Here is a 20,261-nt window from a genome sequence, read left to right as displayed (position 1 = left end):
GCTTTAAAGCAAAAAAACCACTTATTTAAATAAGTGGTTTTTTAATATTGTTATCATTTAAGTTTATAACGTATTACTTATAAAACCTGAATAACTTGCTCTTTTGCTAAGCGAGATTTAGGTAATTTAGCATTATAATCTTCAGCGCTATCATGATAGCCAAGTACTAATGCCACGTCGCATACGTAACCATCAAGTTCTTTTTCAAAGACTTCGCCAATCAGCTCGGCATCTACGCCTTCCATTGGGGTTGAATCAATGCCTAAACGTGCAGCGGCATGCATAGTGTTACCCAGTGCAATGTAAGTTTGTGCTTTAGTCCACTCTTCATTAACGCCTTGCTCATCAGTATTCATATCAACAAACGCATAAGCACCAAAAGCTTGTTCGCGATTTTCTGCTTTAGTACGGCCATTTTTAATATCTGCATCAATAACTTGTGCGTAGTCATCGCGGGTATATTTAGGATTGTGAGCGAATAATATTATATGCGAAGCTGTTTTAATATGTGGCTGGTTAAACGCAAATTTATTAGCAAATGTACTATGCATACGCTCTTTAGCTTCATCTGATTCAATTACGATGAATTTCCAAGGCTGCGAGTTAATAGATGATGGAGATAGGCGCATAGCTTCGTAAATAACGGCTAAATCGTCTTGAGATACACGTTTCGTTGCATCGTAACGTTTTGCTGTGTAACGCTTTTCTAAGTCATTAATAATAGGGTGAGTCATTAGTTTCTCCATTGAGTAGGTGTTTTACCAGTATTTACTATGTTGAGTCAGTTTTAGTAAAAACAAACCCTTTTAAAAATTTATTACAAAAATAATATCGTGTTTTTAAATCACTCTACTTATTTAATTCAATTGATATCTACGTAAAGTAAGGCCTATCAATATAGCTAGGTACGGATAGTAGTGGGTTATTACAATATGATAAACAGGTATATGGTTGAATCATTATCAAATATTATTAGGTAATAGTTTCTTTAATAAATATAAATACAGCCATAGCCACCCCGAAATATTGGCTGAAGACACCAATTACATTGGTGCCTTCAATTAATTCAGGCAGCGCGTATTTAGTATTTATGGAATTAAAAACCTTCCAACACTATTTTGCCAATAGAGCGACCTTCTTCAAGTTCTGCGTGTGCAATACGCAGGTTAGCCGCATTTATAATGCCTAAATTTTTACCAATCGTTGTTTGAATATGGCCCAGATCAATTAACTCAGCAACATGATTTAGTAACTTGCTTTGCTCAATTAAATCTTTGGCATTAAACATTGAGCGGGCAAACATAAATTCCCAATGTAGCGATAAGCTCTTCATTTTTAATTTACTCACATCTAATGACTCAGGATCGTCAATCATTGCAATTTTACCAAAGGGTGCAAGTACCTCTGTATACGCTTCAAAATAAGTATCAGTACTGTGCAGACTTGCTACATGTGTTACCGAGCCAATGTTTAATGCATCAATTTGAGCGGGTAATGGTTTTGTATGATCAACAACATAATCTGCGCCTAGTTTTTTAACCCATGCTTGTGAGCTTTCACGCGATGCAGTGGCAATCACAGTTGCGCCAGTAATCGCTTTAGCAAGCTGGATAAAAATAGAACCAACGCCGCCTGCGGCACCTGTTACTAAAATAACGTCGTCTGATTTTGTTGTTGAATCAGCTGCTTGTTTTACAATGTTTAAATGCTCAAATAATAATTCGTACGCTGTTATTGCAGTAAGGGGTAATGCAGCAGCTTCAGCATCGTTTAAGCTTTGTGGTTTGAACCCTACAATGCGCTCATCCACTAATTGAAATTCTGCATTACTACCTGGGCGGGTAATATCACCTGCGTAGTAAACAGCATCGCCCGGTTTAAATGCCGTTACAGCATCGCCGATGGCAACCACTTCACCAACAGCATCCCAACCAATAACTTTTATTTCACCATCAGCAGGGGGCATAGATGCACGCACTTTGTAATCTGCTGGATTAACTGCAATAGCTTTAACTTTAATTAATAAATCACGACCTGTTGCAACTGGCTGTGGTAATTCAACATCAATTAACGATTCAGGATTAGAAACAGGAAGAGGTTTTTTATAACCAATGGCTTTCATAATAAGTGTCCTAATTTGTTTACATATAAGGTGCAAGCCATGCTTTGGCTAGCTGATGGATATATAGTAGACCTTGCTTTAATATAGATAAACCGCATAATTGTTGAATCATTATCAAATAAAAATAGATAATATGAACATAGAAGATTTAAAACTTATTTTAAAAGTAGCTGAGTTTAGAAGTATTACGCTCGCAGCTGCTAAGTTAGATATGCGTACAGCCACAGCAAGCGCTGCTATTAAACGTGTTGAGGCAGCCCTTGGTAGTGAGCTATTTGTTCGTACAACACGTCATTTAAGGTTATCGGCTGCTGGGGAGCGCTACATACCACAATGTGAGCAGGCTTTAGCTGTACTTGAGCTTGCAAAGCAAAATCTAAAAGGTGAACACGACGAAATAGAAGGCGAGCTGCGTGTTGCCCTTTCATCTGACTTAGGCCGTAACTTAGTGATCCCATGGATTGATGAACTCATGGACACTTATCCAAAGCTAAGTTTAAGAACGCATATAAGTGATAGTAATATCGACTTTTACCGTGACTCAGTTGATATAGCGCTTCGTTATGGCTCACCTAATGATGCTAGCGTTTATGGATTCAAAATTTGTAACGTACCGCGCTTGTTATGTGCAACTGACGAATATCTCTTACAAAACGGGGCTCCCATGCATCCCGATGATTTAGCGTCGCATCAAGGTTTGTTTTATCAGTTGCAGGATATTATAAATAATACGTGGGAATTCACCGATGGTGAGTCAAAATATAAAGTTAAAATGAACGGCAGGCGCGCCTCAAACGATGGCGATTTAGTAAGGCGCTGGTGCGTTGCGGGTAAAGGCTTGGCTGTAAAATCAGCCCTTGATATAGCCGATGATTTACTCAATGACAGGGTGGTTACTGTAATGCAAGATTATCAACATGTTAATGGTGAACTTTGGCTTATTTGCCCAAGTAGGCAGTCAATAACCCCAGCGGTGCGTTTACTACGTGATGCATGCAGAGCAAAATCCCAAGCTATTTTGCAGCAGTTGGTAAATAAAGGAATTATTGATAAAAGCGTACTGAGCTAATTAAGGAAGAGTTATGCAAGTTGATGATATTAGAGTTTTTATTCCCTGTAAAAATTATGAACAATCTCAGTGTTTTTATAAAGCGCTTGGATTTAAGATTGAAGATGCCTCAAATGATTTATGTGTGTGTACCTTTGGCGAATGTACGTTCTTTTTACAGCGTTATTATAATAAAACGTTTGCTGAAAACTTAATGCTGCAACTTTGTGTGTTAAATATAGATGAAGCATATGAACTCATTAGTAACCTAAACGGTTTTGATATCCGCTTTGAGGGTATAAAACAAGAACCTTGGGGTAGCGTTATTTACTTATGGGGACCATCGGGTGAGCTTTGGCACGTAACTGAATTAAATTAAAAATAAAAAGGAATAAATGTGAAATTTAATAAATATATAATTATTTTTATGGCGACCTTACTTGCTTCTTGTAGTTCGCTTGTGAGTAACAATACAGGTAAAAATACGCAATCTAGTAGCTTAATGGACTTCTTATATCCTGATCAACAAAGCCGCTCTACCTATAAACCTGAGATACCTGTTTTAAAACTCCCTGTTACCGTCGGAATTGCATTTGTACCGTCTAAAAACTGGCAGCCAGACGGGTTAGAGACCCAAAACCAAGTCGAGTTACTCGAAAAAGTAAAAAAGTCATTTCTACAATATGATTACATTGACCGCATTGAAGTTATACCAAGTACCTATTTAAAAGGAGGTGAAGGTTTTGCAACACTCGAGCAAGTCGGGAGGCTTTACGATGTAGATGTAATGGCACTGGTTTCATATGATCAAGTTACGCAATCGTATGAAAATAATGCAGCCTTACTTTATTGGACAATAGTGGGTATGTACGTTATTCCAGGTAATGAAAATACAATTCAAACCTTTGTGGATACAGCTGTTTTTGATATTAAAAGTAGAAAAATGCTATTTAGAGCACCAGGTATAAGTAAACTTGAAAAAAGAACAACAGCAATAGGTATTGATGAAACGTTATCTGAAAAGTCGGCTGAAGGTTTTAATCTAGCAGTTAGTGATATGACTACTAATTTAGATGCAGAGCTATCAAGGTTTAAAACACGTGTTAAAGAAGAAAAAATTGCAAAAGTCGAAAATAAAGATGGCTCTAGTAGCGGTGGCTCTTTGAGTATTTATTTACTCGTTTTGTTGTCGTTATTAGTTATGCGTAGCAAAAAAAATTAAAGTTAATAAAAACCAAGTATTTTTAATAGTGCCACCGGCTTAGAGCTGGTGGCATTATTTTTTATTCGTTAACTTAGCTTTTTATTAAAAAACTCAACGGTACGTTGCCATGCAAGTTCGGCATTGTCTTTATCATAGCGACCTGTCGAGTCGTTATGAAAACCATGATTTGCCCCTTTATACATATGCATAGTGTATTCAACATTATTAGCTTTTAAATCTTGTTCGTACTGTGGCCACGACGCGTTTACACGTTTATCCAGCTCGCCTAATTGAATCATTAACGGTGCTTTAATATTTTTACGTAAACTTTCACTGGCGGGAGTGCCGTAAAAAGGCACGCCAGCGCTGATTAAATTACTATCTACTGCCGCTAAATAATTAACAATGTAGCCACCAAAACAAAAACCGACAGCGCCTAACTTACCGTTACTGTTAGCATGTGATTTTAAAAAGTGCGCTGCGGCAACAAAATCGTTTTGAATTTTAGCGCGATCCATAGTTTTTTGCATAGCGCGTCCTTCATCATCATTACCAGGGTAGCCACCCAGTGGAAATAGCGCATCGGGTGCAAATGCAATAAAGCCTACCTTCGCTAAGCGTCTTGCTACATCCTTTACGTATGGGTTTAATCCACGGTTTTCGTGTATCACAAGAACAACAGGGAGCTTACCTTCTATGTTTTTAGGGGTTGCTAAGTAACCTTTGCCTTTACCGTGCCCGTCTGGCGAATCGAATTCTTCGTATGTTGCTTTAATATCATCGTCATTAAACGACACTTGTTCAGCAAGTGCATAGTTAGGTAATAATGCTGATGTAAGTACAGCCATCGAAAAGCCAAGTGCAGCAAGGCTACCGAGTTTTTTCATAAAAGTACGTCGGTCCATTAAACCGTGGGCGTATTCGTCATACCAATCAAAGGCTTCTTGAGGAATGTGATCAGAGGGGGATGTATTCATGGCTGTTCCTTAACTTTATTATGTCTATTTATTATTTAAATACCATAACGTATTAGGGATAAAAAACGAGCAATATTTCTCTCAATTATTAGGATTGTTGCCAAAGTTATCCATCAAGCAAGGAAAGGAGCACATTCCTTTGTTGTGCGGATATTAAAGAAACCATTTCAAGGTGATTTAAATCTTTTATCTCATAAATGCTCACTTTTGGGTTACTAAGAGTAAGCAGCCCATTATATGGACTCACTTTGTCTGCATTACTTGAAAAGATGTAAGTTTGCCTTGCATAAGGGGTCTTATTTAGATTATTTAATATGTCGAGTTTATTAAGAGGTACTTTACTGTTTTCAATTACCTTAGCCGCGACTTCGTTTATATAATCATCACCTAACAGTTTGCTATAAACAGGGTATGATAACTTAGCAATTGTTCTTAGTGCGGCTTTAAAATTAATCATTGGAGCAAAAAGTATATGCTTATTAATATTGAGTTTGGTTGTGAGGTCGATACTTGCAACTGCACCCATTGAGTAACTAAGCAATGAAATGTCGGTGTATTGGTGTTCATTTATATATTTTACTAATAAATCAAGGGAGTTTAAGCCATACTTAAATTCATCGTATTGATTACTTGCAGGCATCACTATTACATTCTTTCCAGTGATATGGCTTAGCCATCGGGCTTGCATGGTATAAACCAAACTATTTACGCCATATCCCGGAAAAATAATTAAAAGCCCATCGTTTGACTTACTCGGTAAATTATCAGCATTGAGTTGATATTCAAAAGTATCGTCTTCAGTGCTTCCTTTACTAATTAAAGTTAATGTTAACGTATTGCCACTTAGTAGATAATTATCAATATCCTTAGGTGAAATAATCCTAAAATCAAGACAACCTATTTCGCTGCTGCAGTAATGGGTTTGTGCTCCAGATAAAGCGATGGAGTTCTCAAATTCTTTAGGGAGAATTTTCTCCGGAGGCTTAGTTATTTGATAAGCAATATAGCTCTGGCAACCACTTAAAAAAATAACTAAAGAAATAATCAGTATGTATAAGCGCATTAAAGTCCCTTTAATTTTCAAGCTGAAATTTTTATTGATTAATTAATGCCTGATATCCCTTCATCTACGCCAATTAAAAAGTCGAGCCCTACAAACGCAAACGATATTGCAATGGCGCCTAATAGCATTAAGTTGCGGTTATTCTTTTTGTAGCCAAGAGTGGTTAGTACAGCAAAAACAATAAATAAAATAAGTTGAAGTGTGCCCATCATTATTCCTTTTGAGGGTTATATTTATAGAGTTAAACTATCAGTAAGATAAAGACTTGGCAAATAGGTGAATATTATTTTTAAGCTAAAAATAAAAAGCTCGGCATATAATATGCCGAGCTTTTTTGGTTGGGATGTTACTTAATTTAGCTATTTGTAGGCGCTGGTTGGGCATCTACTAGTGGCGGCTTGCCGCGCATTTTACGAACTAATCGTTTAGCATCTTCTAGTGCAACATACTGGCACGGTATAAGTATCAGTGTAATTACTGTGGCAAATAACACACCAAAAGCAAGTGATACAGCCATCGGGATAACAATTTTAGCTTGTAAACTCGTTTCAAAAATAATTGGCATTACACCAATAAAGGTAGTGATTGAGGTGAGTAGTATTGCTCTAAAGCGACGAGCACCGGCTTGTACTACTGCATCTTTAATTGCAACACCTTCGGCGCGGGCTTTGTTTACAAAATCAACCATAACGAGGGAGTCATTTACGACCACACCCGCTACCGCAATAATGCCAAACATAGATAAGCTGCTCATAGTCATACCTAAAATCATATGGCCAAACATCGCGCCTACTACACCAAACGGAATAACCGACATTATAATAAGTGGCTGCGAGTAAGAGCGAAGCGGAATGGCTAATAAGGCAAATATAATCATCATTGATATACCAAAATCACGAAGCTGCTCTGAAGCGCTATCCATCTCTTCTTGAATGCGCCCAGCTACATCACTTGTAACGCCAGGGTAGCTTTTAAGTAATGTTGGTAAGTATTCGTCACGAATTTCCTCAGCAATCGCAAATGGTTCGGCTTTGTCGGTATTTACCGCAGCCCATACGTTTACAGTGCGTTTAGAGTTTTCGCGGCGAATACGGTTTACACCGTCAACCAGCTTAACTTCGGCTACCTCACTTAGCGGTACTTCAGCGCCTGTAGGTGTGATAATACGCACACTTGCTATGTCACTTATTGAGTTACGTTCGTCTTCTGGATAGCGGATCATGACTTTAATTTCTTCGCCTTCACGCAATATTCGCTGCGCTTCTAAGCCGTAGTAACTAAAGCTAACTTGCGACGCTACATCAGCAAGCGTTAAACCCATGCTGTAAGCGAGTGGTTTTAAATCAAGTTGCACTTCGTCGGTAGCGCTTTGCATTGAATCGTTTACGTCGCCAACGCCTTCCATTGTTTGTAATTTGGCTTTTAATTTACCAGCCACTTCTTTTAGCTCGTCAGCATTTTTGCCTTCAAGTTTAAAGCTAACGTCGCCATCATCTCGACCGCCATTCATTATACTGTCTTGAATGGTCATGGTTTTAATGCCTGGTAGGGCGGGCATTTGCTCGCGCCATAACGCACTCAGGGCAAAGGTATCGATAGGGCGTAAATCAGGCTCTACCAAAATGGCCATAATATTTGCTTGCGTTCGTCCGCGCAGACTTACCGATAAATCGCGGATCATCGGTTTACCGTATTGCTCTTGTAGTTGCTGATCGACCTGTAACAACACGCTTTCTATTTTACGTGCGGTTTCAAGCGTTGCTTGCTCAGATGAGGCAAGGTTCATTTCTATATCAATACGCGGAAAGTCGTGCGGTATTTTTGGGTTTGGTACAAACTTAACTAAACCACCTGCAAACATACCTGCGCTTACAATAAGCAAACACATAAAGCCGACAATCACTGTATAGCGATAATGAATACAGCGGCTAACAAAAGGAAGGTAGTAGTTATTCACAAAGCCTTTTAAACCACTATCAATCACCATACGTAAGCGATGTAATAGGTTTTTAGGATTTGGTTTACGTGGGTTCATTGCTGCAATATGCGCAGGTAAAATTAGTTTTGATTCAATGAGTGAAAAAATCAAACATAAAATAATAACGCCACCAATGGCCTTAGAAAAAGCAGCACCAGGGCCGGTTGCGAGTGTTTGAGGTAAAAATGCCGCAATGGTCGTTAGTACACCAAAGGTTGCTGGCATCGCAACGCGTTTAACACCGCGTACTACGTTATCAAGTGTGTGGCCGTATTTTTCTATTTCGGCACTGGCTGACTCGCCCACAACTATGGCGTCATCAACAACAATCCCGAGTACAAGTATAAAGGCAAAAAGAGAGGCTAGGTTAATTGTTACATCTAAAAAGCCAATAGGCATAAACAAAAAGGCGCCCAGAAAAGACACCGGTAAGCCCATCATTACCCAAAATGCTAAGCGTAGCGGTAAAAATAGTGCCAGCACTATCATTACTAACAAGCCACCCCAAATCATGTTATCGACCATCATATCGAGTCGACCTTCAAGGTAGTAAGTTAAATCAACAATAGGAGATAGCTTAACGCCTGCAGGTAAAAGTGGCTCTTTAGTTGCCATGTAGCTTTTAAGTACTTTTGCTACATCGGTAATGTCTTGATCTTTTGATGCGTTTACTTCAAACGAGAGTGAATTTTTACCATTATATTTTGAATATTGTAGACCTTCTTCAAAGCCATCATTAATAGTTGCAACATCGCCTAAATAAATTTGTGCGCCATCAGCAAGGGTAATAAGTGGCAGTCTTTCAAACTCAAAACCACGGTAGGCTTGTTTTTCAACACGCATCGAAATATAACCATTTTCAGAGCGTATTTGCCCCGCCGACATATTTGCCGAAAAGTTCTGCACCGCGCCTGCAATATCTCTAAATGTTAATCCGTACTCGCGTAGTTTATCAGGGCTGACTTCTATACCAATTTCGTATTCTAAGCCGCCGTTAAAATTAACAAGGTTAACGTGAGGCAGTGCTTGTAACTCGTCTTTTATATCGTTGCCAAGCTCTTTTAACTGGTAGTTACTCATGTCGCCGTAAAGCGCGAGTATCATTACCTCTTGCTCAAACTTATCACGACGTACAACAGGGCGCTCCATCCCCGCAGGAAAGGTGTTTATTGAATCAACTTGTACTTTAATTTCATCAAGTACTTCTTGTGGGTTGTATTGCTCTTCTATTTCAATCCAGGCTTGTGAAAAACCACGGTTAGAGTACGTAATTAGGCGTTTAATGCCTTCAATACCTTCGAGGTTTTCTTCAACTTTTATGGTTATGCCTTCTTCAACCTCTTGCGGGGCTGCACCTGGGTAAACTGCTTGTACGCTTATCCAGTTGCTTTCAAACTGTGGGAACATTTGTTTGCGAATGGTCATCGCCATTAAAATACCGCCCACTAATATAAATATCATTAGTAGGTTGGCTGCAACGGGATTTCGGGCAAACCATGCTATTAACCCTGTTTCACGAGTGTTCATGATTATTCCTCTTTCAGCGCAAGTTGAGTTACATCAGTTTTATCAGGCGCAATATCTTCAATTTTTACTGCCATACCTTCAGTTGGGTATTCAAGCGCTGAGGTAACAATTTGCTCGCCATTGTTTAATCCTTGGCTGGCTATAATCATGCCGTTTTGTTCGCGTATAATATTGAGGGTTTTAAACGACAATGTTAAATCGTCATTTAAAATTACAATTTTATTATCTTTAACTAAGTGGTGCGCAACAATAATTGCGTTATCAAGCGGGCGACCTTCAATGGTAGCGTTAATGTATGAGCCAAAACGAAGAGGACGTGTTTTATCGCCATAAGGTGTTGCAAGTTGTGCAACCAAGTAGCTCATACGGCTTGTTTGATCAACCACACCTTCGGTGCGAATTACTTTGGCTTGCCACATTGTTTGCTTACCCGCGTATTCTGCGCTAAATGTAACATTTGAGCCTACGCCGCCATTTTTTAAATATTGCAGTTCTTGATCGGCAACCGGTAAACGTACCTCTGCAACTGAGGTTGCGCTTAGTGCGCCAAAACTATTACCTGGGTTTACTACTGAACCCAAGCTAATTGTGCGCTCATTAATAATGGCATCATAAGGGGCTTTAATATAAGTACGCTCAAGATTGCGGCTAGCACGTTTAACACTTGCTTGAGCAGAGCGGTAACGCGCTAATTTTTCGGCCAGCTGTGGTTTTCGTAAATAAAGTTCTGATGCGATAGCGTCGCTTGAATCTGACTTAATGCGCTCCCACTCAGCTTGAGCGACATGTGCTTGCGCGCGTTCTATTTCAAGTGCTGAGCTTGCTTGTGCTAAACCCGCTTGCGCTTCAATAAAGTCTGCCTCGTAATCATTTGCATCAATTCGTGCTAAAATATCGCCTTGCTTTACAAACGCGCCTTCAACAAATTGATCTGATACCGAAATAACTTGCCCGCTAACTTGTGCGATTAGCTCGGTACGATACTTTGGTTTAACAATGCCGTACGATTTAACATCGAGCGTTATAGAATCTAAAAGTACGCTTTGTGTTGCTACTAAAGGACGTAAATCTTGCTCTGGCTTTTCTTCGGGTGGTTTTTTCATTGCCATAAAGGCGAAAGCTAAAGCAATACCGCCTGCTAAAACAGCGATTGGGAGTATTATTTGTTTTGTAGTAGCCACAAGGCATTCCTTCATAATTGGTGGTGACAGAGCAATAATACGCAATAAAGTGTTTACAAGCTGTTTTAAGATGTAACAAAGCATTACATGTGTGTGTTACAACTCACTATGCGACTAATTAAGTGCCTAAAAAGAAAATAAAGTAAGCGTTTTTTATTCAGAGGAAATTATGAAAACCGAATCGATGAATTGCAGGCTAGGCTGCGGCGCATGTTGTATTGCGCCGAGTATTAGTTCGCCTATTCCAGGTATGCCAAATGGTAAGAAAGCCGGAGAGCGTTGTATTCAGCTAGACGAACGTAATTTATGTAAGTTATTTGGTGATGAAAGTCGCCCAAAAGTATGTAGCGATTTTAGCGCCACGCTTGATGTGTGCGGATCAACAAATGCACAAGCTCTAGCGCTTATTACAGAGCTTGAAGAGCTCACTTAATGAGCTATCAAAATACACATCTATTTACACTTATCTATTAGTGAGTATTTATTTTAAGTAATTAAAAGCTGCGCTTTTCACGCGAGCAAGCTCTGCGTCTACCGCCAAAGTGTAGGTTTGTGTCTGTTTTTGCAGACGTGAAGCTTGCTTACGTTACTAGTTACCAGCTATACGTTGCGCTTAACGTATATTGCTCACCGCGTCCTGGTGTACCTGGTATTTCTTCAAACGACTCATCCCATAAGTTATCTGCCGCTAGGGTGATAAATAAATTACTCAATTGTGGCGGCGTTATTTTAAGTGTTAGCTGGGTAAATAACGCGTTGTCATTGCCGTTTCTAAGTGAATTTTTGTGTTGTGTACGCCATTCGTTATCTATTCTAAATTCTAAAATATCAGTTGGGTTGTACACAGCGCCAAGTGTTAAACGGTGATCAGGAAAGTTTAACGCGTAAAAGCTGGCATCAATATCGGCTGCGCCGTAGTTTTCTGATTTATGTAAATAGGTGTAGCTTGCTATAAGTTTTGCTGTATCAAAGTGCTTAGTCGCTAAAAATTCAACCCCTGCTGTATCAATATCAACTGGGTTTGCAAAGCGCGCTGAGGTTGAATCAAAATTAAAGGTCCAATCGGTTAAGTTATTATCTTTTCGATAAAAAATAGCCGAGTTTAACTGCCAGCTTTGCTCTTCAAGTAATAAACCTAGCTCCAAGTTTGATGTGGTTTCGCGCTCAAGGTTGTAGTTACTTCTAAATAACCCGCCTGAATCACTGCCGCCAATGGCTGTGTAGCCTGCAACTTGACTCGCTTGCGCGTATGATAAGTAAAGGGTTTGTGCTGTGCCGTCACTATTTTGGGTGTTTAAGGTTATGTCACCAATAGCTGATACTTCAGCATCATCACGATTTGTATCGTCATAGGCTGCGCCTAAACGAAATGTAAGTTGTTTATTATCCTCAAGCGCCATTTTGTATTCAGGCAATACGCTTAATTTATAATACTTACGAGAGGTAAAGTTGTTTTCAAGTGTGGTTGATTCAATCGAGTCGTCAATAAACTGTGCAGAGTAATTTATTGCCAGTGCATCGCTTTGTGCATGGCGACCCGAAAGTCCAAGCGATTTAACTTCGCTTTTATGAAAAGCTTCAAATGCACTAGGATTTTCGCGCGAGTAAATATAGTGATCGTCATGGGTACGATAATAAGCAGATACTTCAAAGTTGCTGTTATCAGAGTAGTTTTGCTTGTGATTAAGCATCCAAAGACGGGTTTCTAAATCTTCAGTTTCGTTAACGCCAAAAGGGGTGTACAAGTTAGGCCAGCCAAAAAACTTATCTTGTGAGCCAAAAAACAAATCTGTTTGGCTGTGCTCGCTTGCTAATTGCACGCGAGCTGAGGCGCGCGAGAAGTCATGATCGCCATTATCAATGGTGCCATCACTTTGCGAATGAGAATACTCACCTTCAAAGCCCAGAGTATAGTTAGCTAAGCTATCAAGTTGTGTGTTTTTAGCAGCGTGAATACTTTGCAGATTAAAGTCGTTTGTACCAGTACCAAGGGAAACACTACCGCCAGTAATAATCGGTTTCCAACCAAATGAAACCGTACCTACAGAGCTATTCATACCGTAAAGTGCGTTATCGGCACCGGTTAAAACATCTGGGCTGCTTAGCATTTGTGGTGCAATGGGTATTTCAGCAAAATAATGGCCAGATTGCGGGTCAAGCAGGGTAACGCTTCCTACTCTAAAACCGGTGTTTTCAAAAATCCCACCACGAATAGTTACATCAGCTTGCGCCTCAGCCATATTACGCGATTGAAGGTCAACACGCGGGTCATATTCTAAATTAGAAATAGGCGAGTCGAATGTACCTACTGGCAACTTATTTGCAGTGGGTGAGGCCTCAACCGTTATTTTCTCGATTGCCGACTCATCAGATAGCGTATTAGCATTAGCAAATGCAGTAACGCTGCATAATATTGCAGGTATTATAATGTGTGGTGTGCGATTCATGTGTTTCTCATCATTTTTTATTTGTAGCTGCGGTTACAATTAATTTCAAAGCTTATATTTGAGCATGATAAAATAACTAAATGTAACAGCAGTCATTTTGTGCGCGATTGTACATCAATTTGTTAATAACTGCATTTGATAACCATTTACGTAATACCGACTTTATTAAAAACATGGTCATTCTATCGTATTAAATAGCGCACTCACTGCGTTAAAAATTATTTATATAGAACAACTATATGTCATAATTTTCGCCTTGTTATTGCGCTATTTTCTTGGCGCCATAATAGAACACTATTTTAATGCAATCGGTATAATTACTTATTAGGTAACATTTATAATGGATACTAAAGAATATAATACTATTTACTTTGCTGGTGGCTGCCTGTGGGGCGTACAAGAGTTTTTAAAGCACTTACCAGGCGTAATAAGTACTGAAGCAGGTCGCGCTAATGGTACAAGCAAAACCACTGACGGCGAATACGATGGTTATGCCGAATGCGTAAAAGTCATTTTTGATTTAAAAGTCGTTAGCCTAAATAAGCTGTATGACTACTTTTTTGAAATTATTGACCCATACAGTATTAATAAACAAGGGGATGACGTAGGCCCTAAATACCGCACTGCTATTTACAGCAAAAACAAAAGCCATTTAGATGCAGCAAGCAATTATATAAACAAGCGCAGTGATGCCGATAAAATTGTGGTAGGGGTAGAGCTGTTAACTAACTACGTGCCAAGCGATCCTGAGCATCAAGACCGCTTAACTAATCACCCTGATGACTATTGCCATATACCGCTTGAGTTACTGCATAAGTATAAATCGTAAATTTAACGCGGTGTTTTTTGTAGACGTGCAGCTTGCTGACGTGACGAGCGCAGCTCGTAATTTAAGGTTGAATATAGCGCTATAAAAAGTAAGTAATTAGAAGCTATCGCTTCTCGCGCAAGCAAGCTTAGCGCCTACGAGTAAAGTTTAACGCGGTGTTTTTTTGTAGACGCGTAGCTTGCTGACGTGACGAGCGCAGCTCGTAATTTAAGATGGAATATAGCGCTATCAAAGTAATTAGAAGCTATCGCTTCTCGCGCAAGCAAGCTTAGCGCCTACAGGTAAAGTTTGACGCGGTGTTTTTTTGTAGACGTGCAGCTTGCTGACGTGACGAGCGTAGCTCGTAATTACTTTATTTTAAAAGTCCCAAAAATACACATCCACAAAAAAGCTCACGTACTGTGAGCTTTTTTAAAACTTACTTATAGCTAATTTTAATTTACTGCTGCTTTTGCGGCGGGAAGTTACTTAAAATTTCGCTCACTGTTTTATTAATTGATGCTTCACGTTGTTCTGGCGATTGATTTTTCTTTAATCGACCTTCTTTCGCGCCGCGCCATACAAGCTGGTTAGATTCACGGTCTACAATATCAATAATCAGTGTGCCCACTTCGTATTCACGCGCGGTTGTATCACGTTGAAAACCAGTACCCCAATAACCCCAATGCGGGCGGTAGTTTACATTAAATGTATCTACTTCAAGCTCTTTATCAACCGATGCATGATAGTTAACAAGTACATCAGCATTTGCTGCATCAACTAAGCTCATACCTAGTGTTTGGCTCAGTTCTGCGTTAACGGCAGTGCGAACACGTTTTTCCATTAGGCCATTAATTTGGTAGTTATTTGTGTCTTTAGTTAGGCTGGCGTTTTCTACCCAAGCAAATGTTTTAAAATTACTAAAGTTGGCTGATTTATCGTAATCCCAATCAGGGGTTTGTGTACAGGCTGTAAGTAGTGCTAGCGCTGCAACAATAAGTATATTTTTCATTACGTTTGCTCCAATAAAATGCATTAATTTAAAATAACACACATCGTTTAAATGTGTATTATTTAAACGTCCTATATTTTAGTTTAGTTGGTTTGCCTTAACGGCCAATTAATTGTGTTCAACTTCAATCCAATCTTTTTCATCCACCCAGTTTTGTGCACCGTCTTTTACTGAACGAATAGGCACAATGTAGTCACAACTTATTTGTGGCTTAACTGAGGCAAATATAGGCACAAAACCAAAGCTTAGTGCGGTTTCTATAATCGCTTTTTGATTTTGCGGGTCAATGTCGGCCGCTTCATCTATGTAAATAGGTATACGGTATAGGTTTTGTTCTTGATCGCTTAATAAGTAACGAATAAACAACATGCCACACAATAACTTAATCGTAATACGTGTGCCGTTTGAACCCGCCGAATCTATTTTTTCAAAGTGCTCTGTTTCACCTGCGCGGTTAACCACTTCAAATCGAATATCAAATAAATCGGTAAGTGTTAAACCCGCTTTATCTGAGGCAAGTTTAATTAAGTGATCTTTCGCTTCGTTTACTGCACTTTCGCTGTACGGTTCTTGGCTCAGTAAATCAAGCGTGTCACCTTGTTCAAACTGATGCGACGTGCTGATAATGGTATCTATACTATCAACCAGCATTTTGCGCGGTATTACGTTAATTTTAAACGCTTGCAGGTTTGAAATTCGGTGCTGGCTTATGCCTTTATTAAAGCTGTTCATTTCGCGGCGAAGTCGGTCTAAATCTTCTCGCAAGCCTTTAATAGTTGCGGCAACCTCTGTAAGCGCAACACGAGCTTGGCGCTCAACAGCATCGCGTTCGTTATCAATATTATGAAAGGCGCTTATTAGCTTTTGGTATTTAGTGTATTCGTCATTTTCGTTGTCGAATTTAGTAATACCCGCGTTATATACATGCAAATAGGTATTACGCACGTTTATGTCAAAATTACGCAGCTCCTGGCAGTCTTTATTAAAGTGATGAACAAGGTCGCTTAAGTTATCAAAGTCGACCGTAATATCAATCATGTACGGGGTCACTTTGCCGCTGTATAAATCAAGCGTGTGGTCAATTCGCTCGCTTTTAACTTGGCGTAAGCGCTCAGTTTGGCGATTAATTTGCTCTTGTTTCGATTTAATTAACGAGCGACGATCGGCAATTGAGCCACTATTTTTTTGAATATCTTGCAAGTAGTCGTCAACTTGTTCGCGCTCAGCTAATAATTGCTCTTTGAGCATGGCTTGCGCTTCAACCGACTGCTGCATTACATCAAACTGTTCTAAGCGTTTTAGCGCGCTCTCAGCGCTCATTAGCTCATCGTATAGCGCGTCTTTTTCTTTTTGCTTGTCGGCAACGTTTGCAGCAACATCGCGTTGTTGCTTAAACTCTTTAAGTGAATGCTCAAGTGCGCTTAGCTGAGCAGTTAATTGCTCTTTGTTCTCGCCGCTTTGCATTTGCACAGGGGAGAGTTTTTTAAGTTTAATACTCGCGCCAGGTAGCGTTAGTACACCGCCTTTTACGTTTTCACTCAATAGCGATAAAAATTCCCCAAATGCATCTTCGTCATCAATGGTTATATCGCCATTAGTGGTGGTCGCAAACGAGAGAATATCTGGGTTTAAAATGCGCGATATTTCCTCTACTTCTTTTAACGAGAGGTCTTCGCGCATACGGGTAAACAAATTAAACTCAAGATTTTTAAGTTGCAGCTTTAAGCTCTTAATTTGTTTTTGTGTTTCGCTGATGCGGTAGTCAAGCGTGTGTAGGCTTTGTCCTTGTGCGCTGGTTATAGAGTGCGAAAGCGACTCGTAATCTTGTTTTAACTGAGTCAGGCTGGTTTTGAGCGTGGCTTTATTTACCAGTTCAAACTCGCTTTTAAGCGCATCGTAATCTAAAAACCACTGCTCAATTTGAGTTTGTCTACGCTCTATATCACGCGATTGCTGTACGTATAGGCTTTGCTTTTGCTCAAACTCGTGTTTTTCGTGCTCTATATCTTCAAGCGCTATACCCAGCTCATTAAGTTGCGATTCTTGATAGGTATCAAAATCAATCAATGCTTGGTCAATTTTAGGTGCGTACGCCGCTAATTTACCTTTAAGCACGGTTTGGTTTTCAAGCATTGATTCAAGCGCGGCTATTGGCTCTTGCATTGACTCAAGGGCTTTTAATTCGCGTTTTGAGCGGTTTACTTTATCAAATGAGCGACGCCATACTTCATAAAAATCGACCTTAGAGTTCGACATATGGCGTTCAAACACGCGTAGCATAAAGCGTTTTACGTCGCTTGCGCCTAATTTGTGTAAGTTAAGAATACGTCTAAATATTTCTTTATAAATAGAGGAGTCTTGTACATTATTAAGCGGGATCATTTTTAGGTTAATGTCGCCGTCAAAAGGCGTTGCGCCGCCAGTAAGTAGCGCGTTGAGCTCTTGTGCTTTAAGCTCAATAGGATTGTAATTAAGCGATTTTAAATGGTTGAACAGCTTGGTAAATTTAATAATAGTTTTACCTTGCGTGTACTGCTCTAAATCAAGCTTTCCTTGATAACAAAAGTACTGATGCGCGTAACCGGCAATTTTACCAAGTCCCGCAACGCCTATTACTACCGAGCCATGAGGCAAGTTAGCTTCGAGTAAAATGTACGACTGATCGGATGAAAAATAAAACTTACGGGTTTCATCTAAATCGTGTCCGTCCCATTCTGTTAAGCGTAAATCGTTAATAAGCGGGAACTGCAGGGCGTTAATAACCGAGCTTTTACCTGTGTTATTGGGCGCGCAAATAGAGCTGCTTTTATCAAGCGGGATCACACATTTTGCATAGCCTGCGGTGTTAAGTAGGGCGAGTTTACTTAGTCCATATAGATTTTTCATTCCTCGTCCTCTGTAATGTAGGTTTCTTCGTTTACTTCCATGAGTGCATCTATATAGCGGTGAATTGGCGCTTGTAGCATAAAGCCACCTTCTACTTCACGGGCTAAACCTAAGCGCACCATGCGCAGGTAAACGTCTTTACGTAGGTCCGATCCCGAAAATATCTCAAGCTGATCAAACAAATGTTTGTTAATTTGCACCAGCGTTTGCATAAGCTCTAAATCGTTTACGTCGTCAAACAATGCACGCATTGGATCTTTACCCGTATTGGCGTAGTGCTCAATTAAAATGTAAATGGTGAGTGCGATAGCGCGAGATATTTTGCCCATATTGGGTGTGCTTTCGTCGCTACCAAAGTAATAAAAGCCACGGCTGTCGCGTTTTAAATCGTTACCTAAAGCGGTAAATAGGGCGGTGTAGTCTTCTATGTGTTGGTCAAGCTCTTGCCACATTACGTTGTCTTGCTCGCAAATGTGATAACCCGCTACTAATTTTTTATTAATGGCTTGTAGATGGGTTAGCTCGTCTAAGTTTATGTGTGTCATGGTTTATTTACCTGCCTTTGAATCTGGCTGAGGCTCTGAATTAAATGGATATAAAGAAAAGTGCTGACCGGCAATTTTTACGCGGGCTTTTTCATCGCTTTGAATTATTTTAATATCGCTGTCGCTAACTAATTTTTGATACAAAAATAGCATTTCGTCTGCATCGAGATCTGGATAGCTTTCGTCTAAAAATTGCAGCAAGGGCTGCGGCTTTTTGCGTTTTTTATTAAAGCGCTTAGCAAAGCTGGTTTTAACATCGTTGTAGTCAGGAATATTAGGCGTAACAAATGCAGGCACGTCTTGCTGGTCAGGCAATTGGTATTCTTCGTGTTCAAATTCAACCAAGCTTGCCATGTAAGCCACAATATGGCGTTGCTGACCAAGCGAATATCGCTGTGCGTCGCTCACAAAGTGTGGCTGTACAGCACTTAGCATATTGTCTACGCCATTTTTACGTACAAGCCCAAGTACTTTGGCTGCTTGGCGAGTAATTAAGTTATTACGGCGTAGCTCCTCGCGCAGTGGCATAAGCATATCGGCACTTTTACGTAAGCTTTCTCGGCCTATTAAATGCATTTCGAGTATACGGGTACGTAATTGCTCCAGCATACGTTTATCGTTATACGCTTTACCTGAGCGCTCAATGTGCAGTATTTGCTTACTTATTTGCTCTTCAATGAGGGTAAAACACGCATGAAATTCACCACGAATATCAACCATTTCAAGCATTGGCTCTATGTATTCATCAAAGGCTTCTATTACCGCTTTATAACGCTTTTGCAGCGATTGCACTGCATTATTTGATTTGGCTTGTTCAACAATATTTAAAATAGCGTTTTCGTTGTGCGTATAGAGCTTCATTATTTTACGCACCCGATCATCCATAATGCGGCTGTAGCGGCGTAAATCGTCAAAGTCTTCTATTTCGCCAGCGTTATCTAGGCGGTTACCTAAACGAGCTAGGTCCTCTACTAGTACGCTAATTTCTTGCGCTAAACCTAAATGCTCTTCTTGCAGTAAAAAAGTAGCAAAATCAGCAATAGCACGATTTATTTCAAGCTGAGAGGATTTAGCCAGCGGAATTAAAATATCTTGGTTTAACAAACGATTTGTTTCTTTATAAATGCGTTCGTTTGACCACGTAGGCTGCTTTTGCTTAATCGCGTTTTGTACGTCTTTTAGGCTAAAGTCAGCCATTTTAAAACGTTTAAATAATAGCGCTAATACACCCCAATGTTCGGTTATGGTGTTTAGCAGCTTTTTAGCTGGGATCATAAGGGGTTACAACATCCTAGTATTTTATTATTGAGTTCTTTTAGAAGACTCATTATTACGTATTTTTAATTAACCTTGTCTGTATATAGTATTCGTTTTTAAGACCATTTAATAATAGTTTTTGCATAGAGGCAGTGCTAAAATTCGCGCCGAAAATAGGCACATGAAATGGAATGTTATTTGTGTGT

At 39.6% G+C, this 20,261-nt stretch carries 17 protein-coding genes; 5 read left to right on the top strand and 12 right to left on the bottom strand.

What is annotated here, in order from left to right:
- Positions 1-77: 77 nt before the first annotated feature.
- Together FFU37_RS08745 and FFU37_RS08740 are read right to left on the bottom strand one after the other, a co-directional pair.
- Complete coding sequence (locus FFU37_RS08745; protein WP_004335410.1) at positions 78-734, bottom strand: nitroreductase family protein; 657 nt, start codon at positions 732-734, stop codon at positions 78-80.
- A gap of 362 nt (positions 735-1,096) precedes the next feature.
- Positions 1,097-2,122, bottom strand: a complete 1,026-nt coding sequence (locus FFU37_RS08740) for a zinc-binding alcohol dehydrogenase family protein (RefSeq protein ID WP_138489303.1) — start codon at positions 2,120-2,122, stop codon at positions 1,097-1,099.
- A gap of 133 nt (positions 2,123-2,255) precedes the next feature.
- Between FFU37_RS08740 and FFU37_RS08735 the strand changes: the two genes are divergently transcribed.
- Genes FFU37_RS08735 through rhlP form a run of 3 tightly spaced genes read left to right on the top strand, consistent with a single transcriptional unit; the run spans position 2,256 to position 4,392 of the window.
- Positions 2,256-3,191 (top strand): LysR family transcriptional regulator, encoded by a 936-nt coding sequence (locus FFU37_RS08735; protein ID WP_138489302.1) that lies wholly within the window; start codon positions 2,256-2,258, stop codon positions 3,189-3,191.
- Between the two features lie 13 nt (positions 3,192-3,204).
- Positions 3,205-3,549: a VOC family protein gene (locus tag FFU37_RS08730; protein WP_138489301.1), complete on the top strand. Its 345-nt coding sequence runs from the start codon at positions 3,205-3,207 to the stop codon at positions 3,547-3,549.
- A gap of 48 nt (positions 3,550-3,597) precedes the next feature.
- Positions 3,598-4,392 (top strand): rhombotarget lipoprotein, encoded by a 795-nt coding sequence (rhlP, locus tag FFU37_RS08725; RefSeq protein ID WP_138490022.1) that lies wholly within the window; start codon positions 3,598-3,600, stop codon positions 4,390-4,392.
- Positions 4,393-4,460: 68 nt separating this feature from the next.
- Here rhlP and FFU37_RS08720 read toward each other — a convergent pair whose 3' ends face one another.
- The 5 genes from FFU37_RS08720 to FFU37_RS08705 form a co-directional block, all read right to left on the bottom strand.
- Complete coding sequence (locus FFU37_RS08720; RefSeq protein WP_138489300.1) at positions 4,461-5,351, bottom strand: dienelactone hydrolase family protein; 891 nt, start codon at positions 5,349-5,351, stop codon at positions 4,461-4,463.
- Between the two features lie 106 nt (positions 5,352-5,457).
- A complete protein-coding gene (locus tag FFU37_RS08715; RefSeq protein ID WP_138489299.1) occupies positions 5,458-6,414 on the bottom strand; it encodes an alpha/beta hydrolase in 957 nt (318 codons plus the stop codon).
- A 38-nt stretch (positions 6,415-6,452) separates the two neighbouring features.
- A complete protein-coding gene (locus FFU37_RS20280) occupies positions 6,453-6,626 on the bottom strand; it encodes a hypothetical protein (RefSeq protein ID WP_175413878.1) in 174 nt (57 codons plus the stop codon).
- Between the two features lie 143 nt (positions 6,627-6,769).
- A complete protein-coding gene (locus tag FFU37_RS08710; RefSeq protein ID WP_138489298.1) occupies positions 6,770-9,919 on the bottom strand; it encodes an efflux RND transporter permease subunit in 3,150 nt (1,049 codons plus the stop codon).
- Positions 9,920-9,921: 2 nt separating this feature from the next.
- The gene (locus FFU37_RS08705) at positions 9,922-11,100 is read right to left on the bottom strand and encodes an efflux RND transporter periplasmic adaptor subunit (RefSeq protein ID WP_138489297.1); all 1,179 of its coding nucleotides are present in this window, start codon (positions 11,098-11,100) and stop codon (positions 9,922-9,924) included.
- Between the two features lie 169 nt (positions 11,101-11,269).
- Here FFU37_RS08705 and FFU37_RS08700 point away from each other — a divergent pair, with 169 nt between their 5' ends.
- A complete protein-coding gene (locus FFU37_RS08700) occupies positions 11,270-11,533 on the top strand; it encodes a YkgJ family cysteine cluster protein (RefSeq protein ID WP_007375812.1) in 264 nt (87 codons plus the stop codon).
- A gap of 160 nt (positions 11,534-11,693) precedes the next feature.
- Here the strand turns inward: FFU37_RS08700 and FFU37_RS08695 are convergent, their stop codons facing one another.
- Positions 11,694-13,547, bottom strand: a complete 1,854-nt coding sequence (locus tag FFU37_RS08695; protein WP_138489296.1) for a TonB-dependent receptor plug domain-containing protein — start codon at positions 13,545-13,547, stop codon at positions 11,694-11,696.
- A 340-nt stretch (positions 13,548-13,887) separates the two neighbouring features.
- On the opposite strand from FFU37_RS08695, the gene FFU37_RS08690 reads away from it, so the two are divergent.
- Positions 13,888-14,376: a peptide-methionine (S)-S-oxide reductase gene (locus tag FFU37_RS08690; RefSeq protein WP_138489295.1), complete on the top strand. Its 489-nt coding sequence runs from the start codon at positions 13,888-13,890 to the stop codon at positions 14,374-14,376.
- Positions 14,377-14,815: 439 nt separating this feature from the next.
- On the opposite strand, the gene FFU37_RS08685 is transcribed toward FFU37_RS08690, so the two are convergent.
- The 4 genes from FFU37_RS08685 to FFU37_RS08670 form a co-directional block, all read right to left on the bottom strand.
- Positions 14,816-15,367 carry a DUF4136 domain-containing protein gene (locus FFU37_RS08685; RefSeq protein ID WP_024595193.1) on the bottom strand — a complete coding sequence of 184 codons (552 nt, stop codon included), beginning with the start codon at positions 15,365-15,367 and terminating at the stop codon, positions 14,816-14,818.
- Between the two features lie 108 nt (positions 15,368-15,475).
- Entirely contained in the window at positions 15,476-18,253 is a 2,778-nt protein-coding gene (locus tag FFU37_RS08680) for an Mks condensin complex protein MksF (protein ID WP_138489294.1), read from the bottom strand.
- Positions 18,250-18,798, bottom strand: a complete 549-nt coding sequence (locus FFU37_RS08675) for a condensin complex protein MksE (RefSeq protein ID WP_010553432.1) — start codon at positions 18,796-18,798, stop codon at positions 18,250-18,252. Before FFU37_RS08675 ends, FFU37_RS08680 begins: the two co-directional genes overlap by 4 nt.
- A 3-nt stretch (positions 18,799-18,801) precedes the next feature.
- A complete protein-coding gene (locus FFU37_RS08670; RefSeq protein WP_138489293.1) occupies positions 18,802-20,073 on the bottom strand; it encodes an MksB family condensin complex protein in 1,272 nt (423 codons plus the stop codon).
- Between the last annotated feature and the right edge of the window lie 188 nt (positions 20,074-20,261).

Source organism: Pseudoalteromonas distincta, from assembly GCF_005877035.1.
Classification (GTDB): domain Bacteria; phylum Pseudomonadota; class Gammaproteobacteria; order Enterobacterales; family Alteromonadaceae; genus Pseudoalteromonas; species Pseudoalteromonas distincta.
Note: the sequence above shows the minus strand (reverse complement) of the source record. Positions and strands in the feature narration are given on the sequence as shown.

Coding starts and splice junctions, on each gene's coding strand:
- FFU37_RS08680 (WP_138489294.1), bottom strand. CDS start 18,253: ATGAAAAATCTATATGGACTAAGTAAACTCGCCCTACTTAACACCGCA.
- FFU37_RS08670 (WP_138489293.1), bottom strand. CDS start 20,073: ATGATCCCAGCTAAAAAGCTGCTAAACACCATAACCGAACATTGGGGT.
- FFU37_RS08715 (WP_138489299.1), bottom strand. CDS start 6,414: ATGCGCTTATACATACTGATTATTTCTTTAGTTATTTTTTTAAGTGGT.
- FFU37_RS20280 (WP_175413878.1), bottom strand. CDS start 6,626: ATGATGGGCACACTTCAACTTATTTTATTTATTGTTTTTGCTGTACTA.
- FFU37_RS08735 (WP_138489302.1), top strand. CDS start 2,256: ATGAACATAGAAGATTTAAAACTTATTTTAAAAGTAGCTGAGTTTAGA.
- FFU37_RS08745 (WP_004335410.1), bottom strand. CDS start 734: ATGACTCACCCTATTATTAATGACTTAGAAAAGCGTTACACAGCAAAA.
- rhlP (WP_138490022.1), top strand. CDS start 3,598: ATGGCGACCTTACTTGCTTCTTGTAGTTCGCTTGTGAGTAACAATACA.
- FFU37_RS08685 (WP_024595193.1), bottom strand. CDS start 15,367: ATGAAAAATATACTTATTGTTGCAGCGCTAGCACTACTTACAGCCTGT.
- FFU37_RS08740 (WP_138489303.1), bottom strand. CDS start 2,122: ATGAAAGCCATTGGTTATAAAAAACCTCTTCCTGTTTCTAATCCTGAA.
- FFU37_RS08730 (WP_138489301.1), top strand. CDS start 3,205: ATGCAAGTTGATGATATTAGAGTTTTTATTCCCTGTAAAAATTATGAA.
- FFU37_RS08695 (WP_138489296.1), bottom strand. CDS start 13,547: ATGAATCGCACACCACACATTATAATACCTGCAATATTATGCAGCGTT.
- FFU37_RS08710 (WP_138489298.1), bottom strand. CDS start 9,919: ATGAACACTCGTGAAACAGGGTTAATAGCATGGTTTGCCCGAAATCCC.
- FFU37_RS08690 (WP_138489295.1), top strand. CDS start 13,888: ATGGATACTAAAGAATATAATACTATTTACTTTGCTGGTGGCTGCCTG.
- FFU37_RS08720 (WP_138489300.1), bottom strand. CDS start 5,351: ATGAATACATCCCCCTCTGATCACATTCCTCAAGAAGCCTTTGATTGG.
- FFU37_RS08700 (WP_007375812.1), top strand. CDS start 11,270: ATGAAAACCGAATCGATGAATTGCAGGCTAGGCTGCGGCGCATGTTGT.
- FFU37_RS08675 (WP_010553432.1), bottom strand. CDS start 18,798: ATGACACACATAAACTTAGACGAGCTAACCCATCTACAAGCCATTAAT.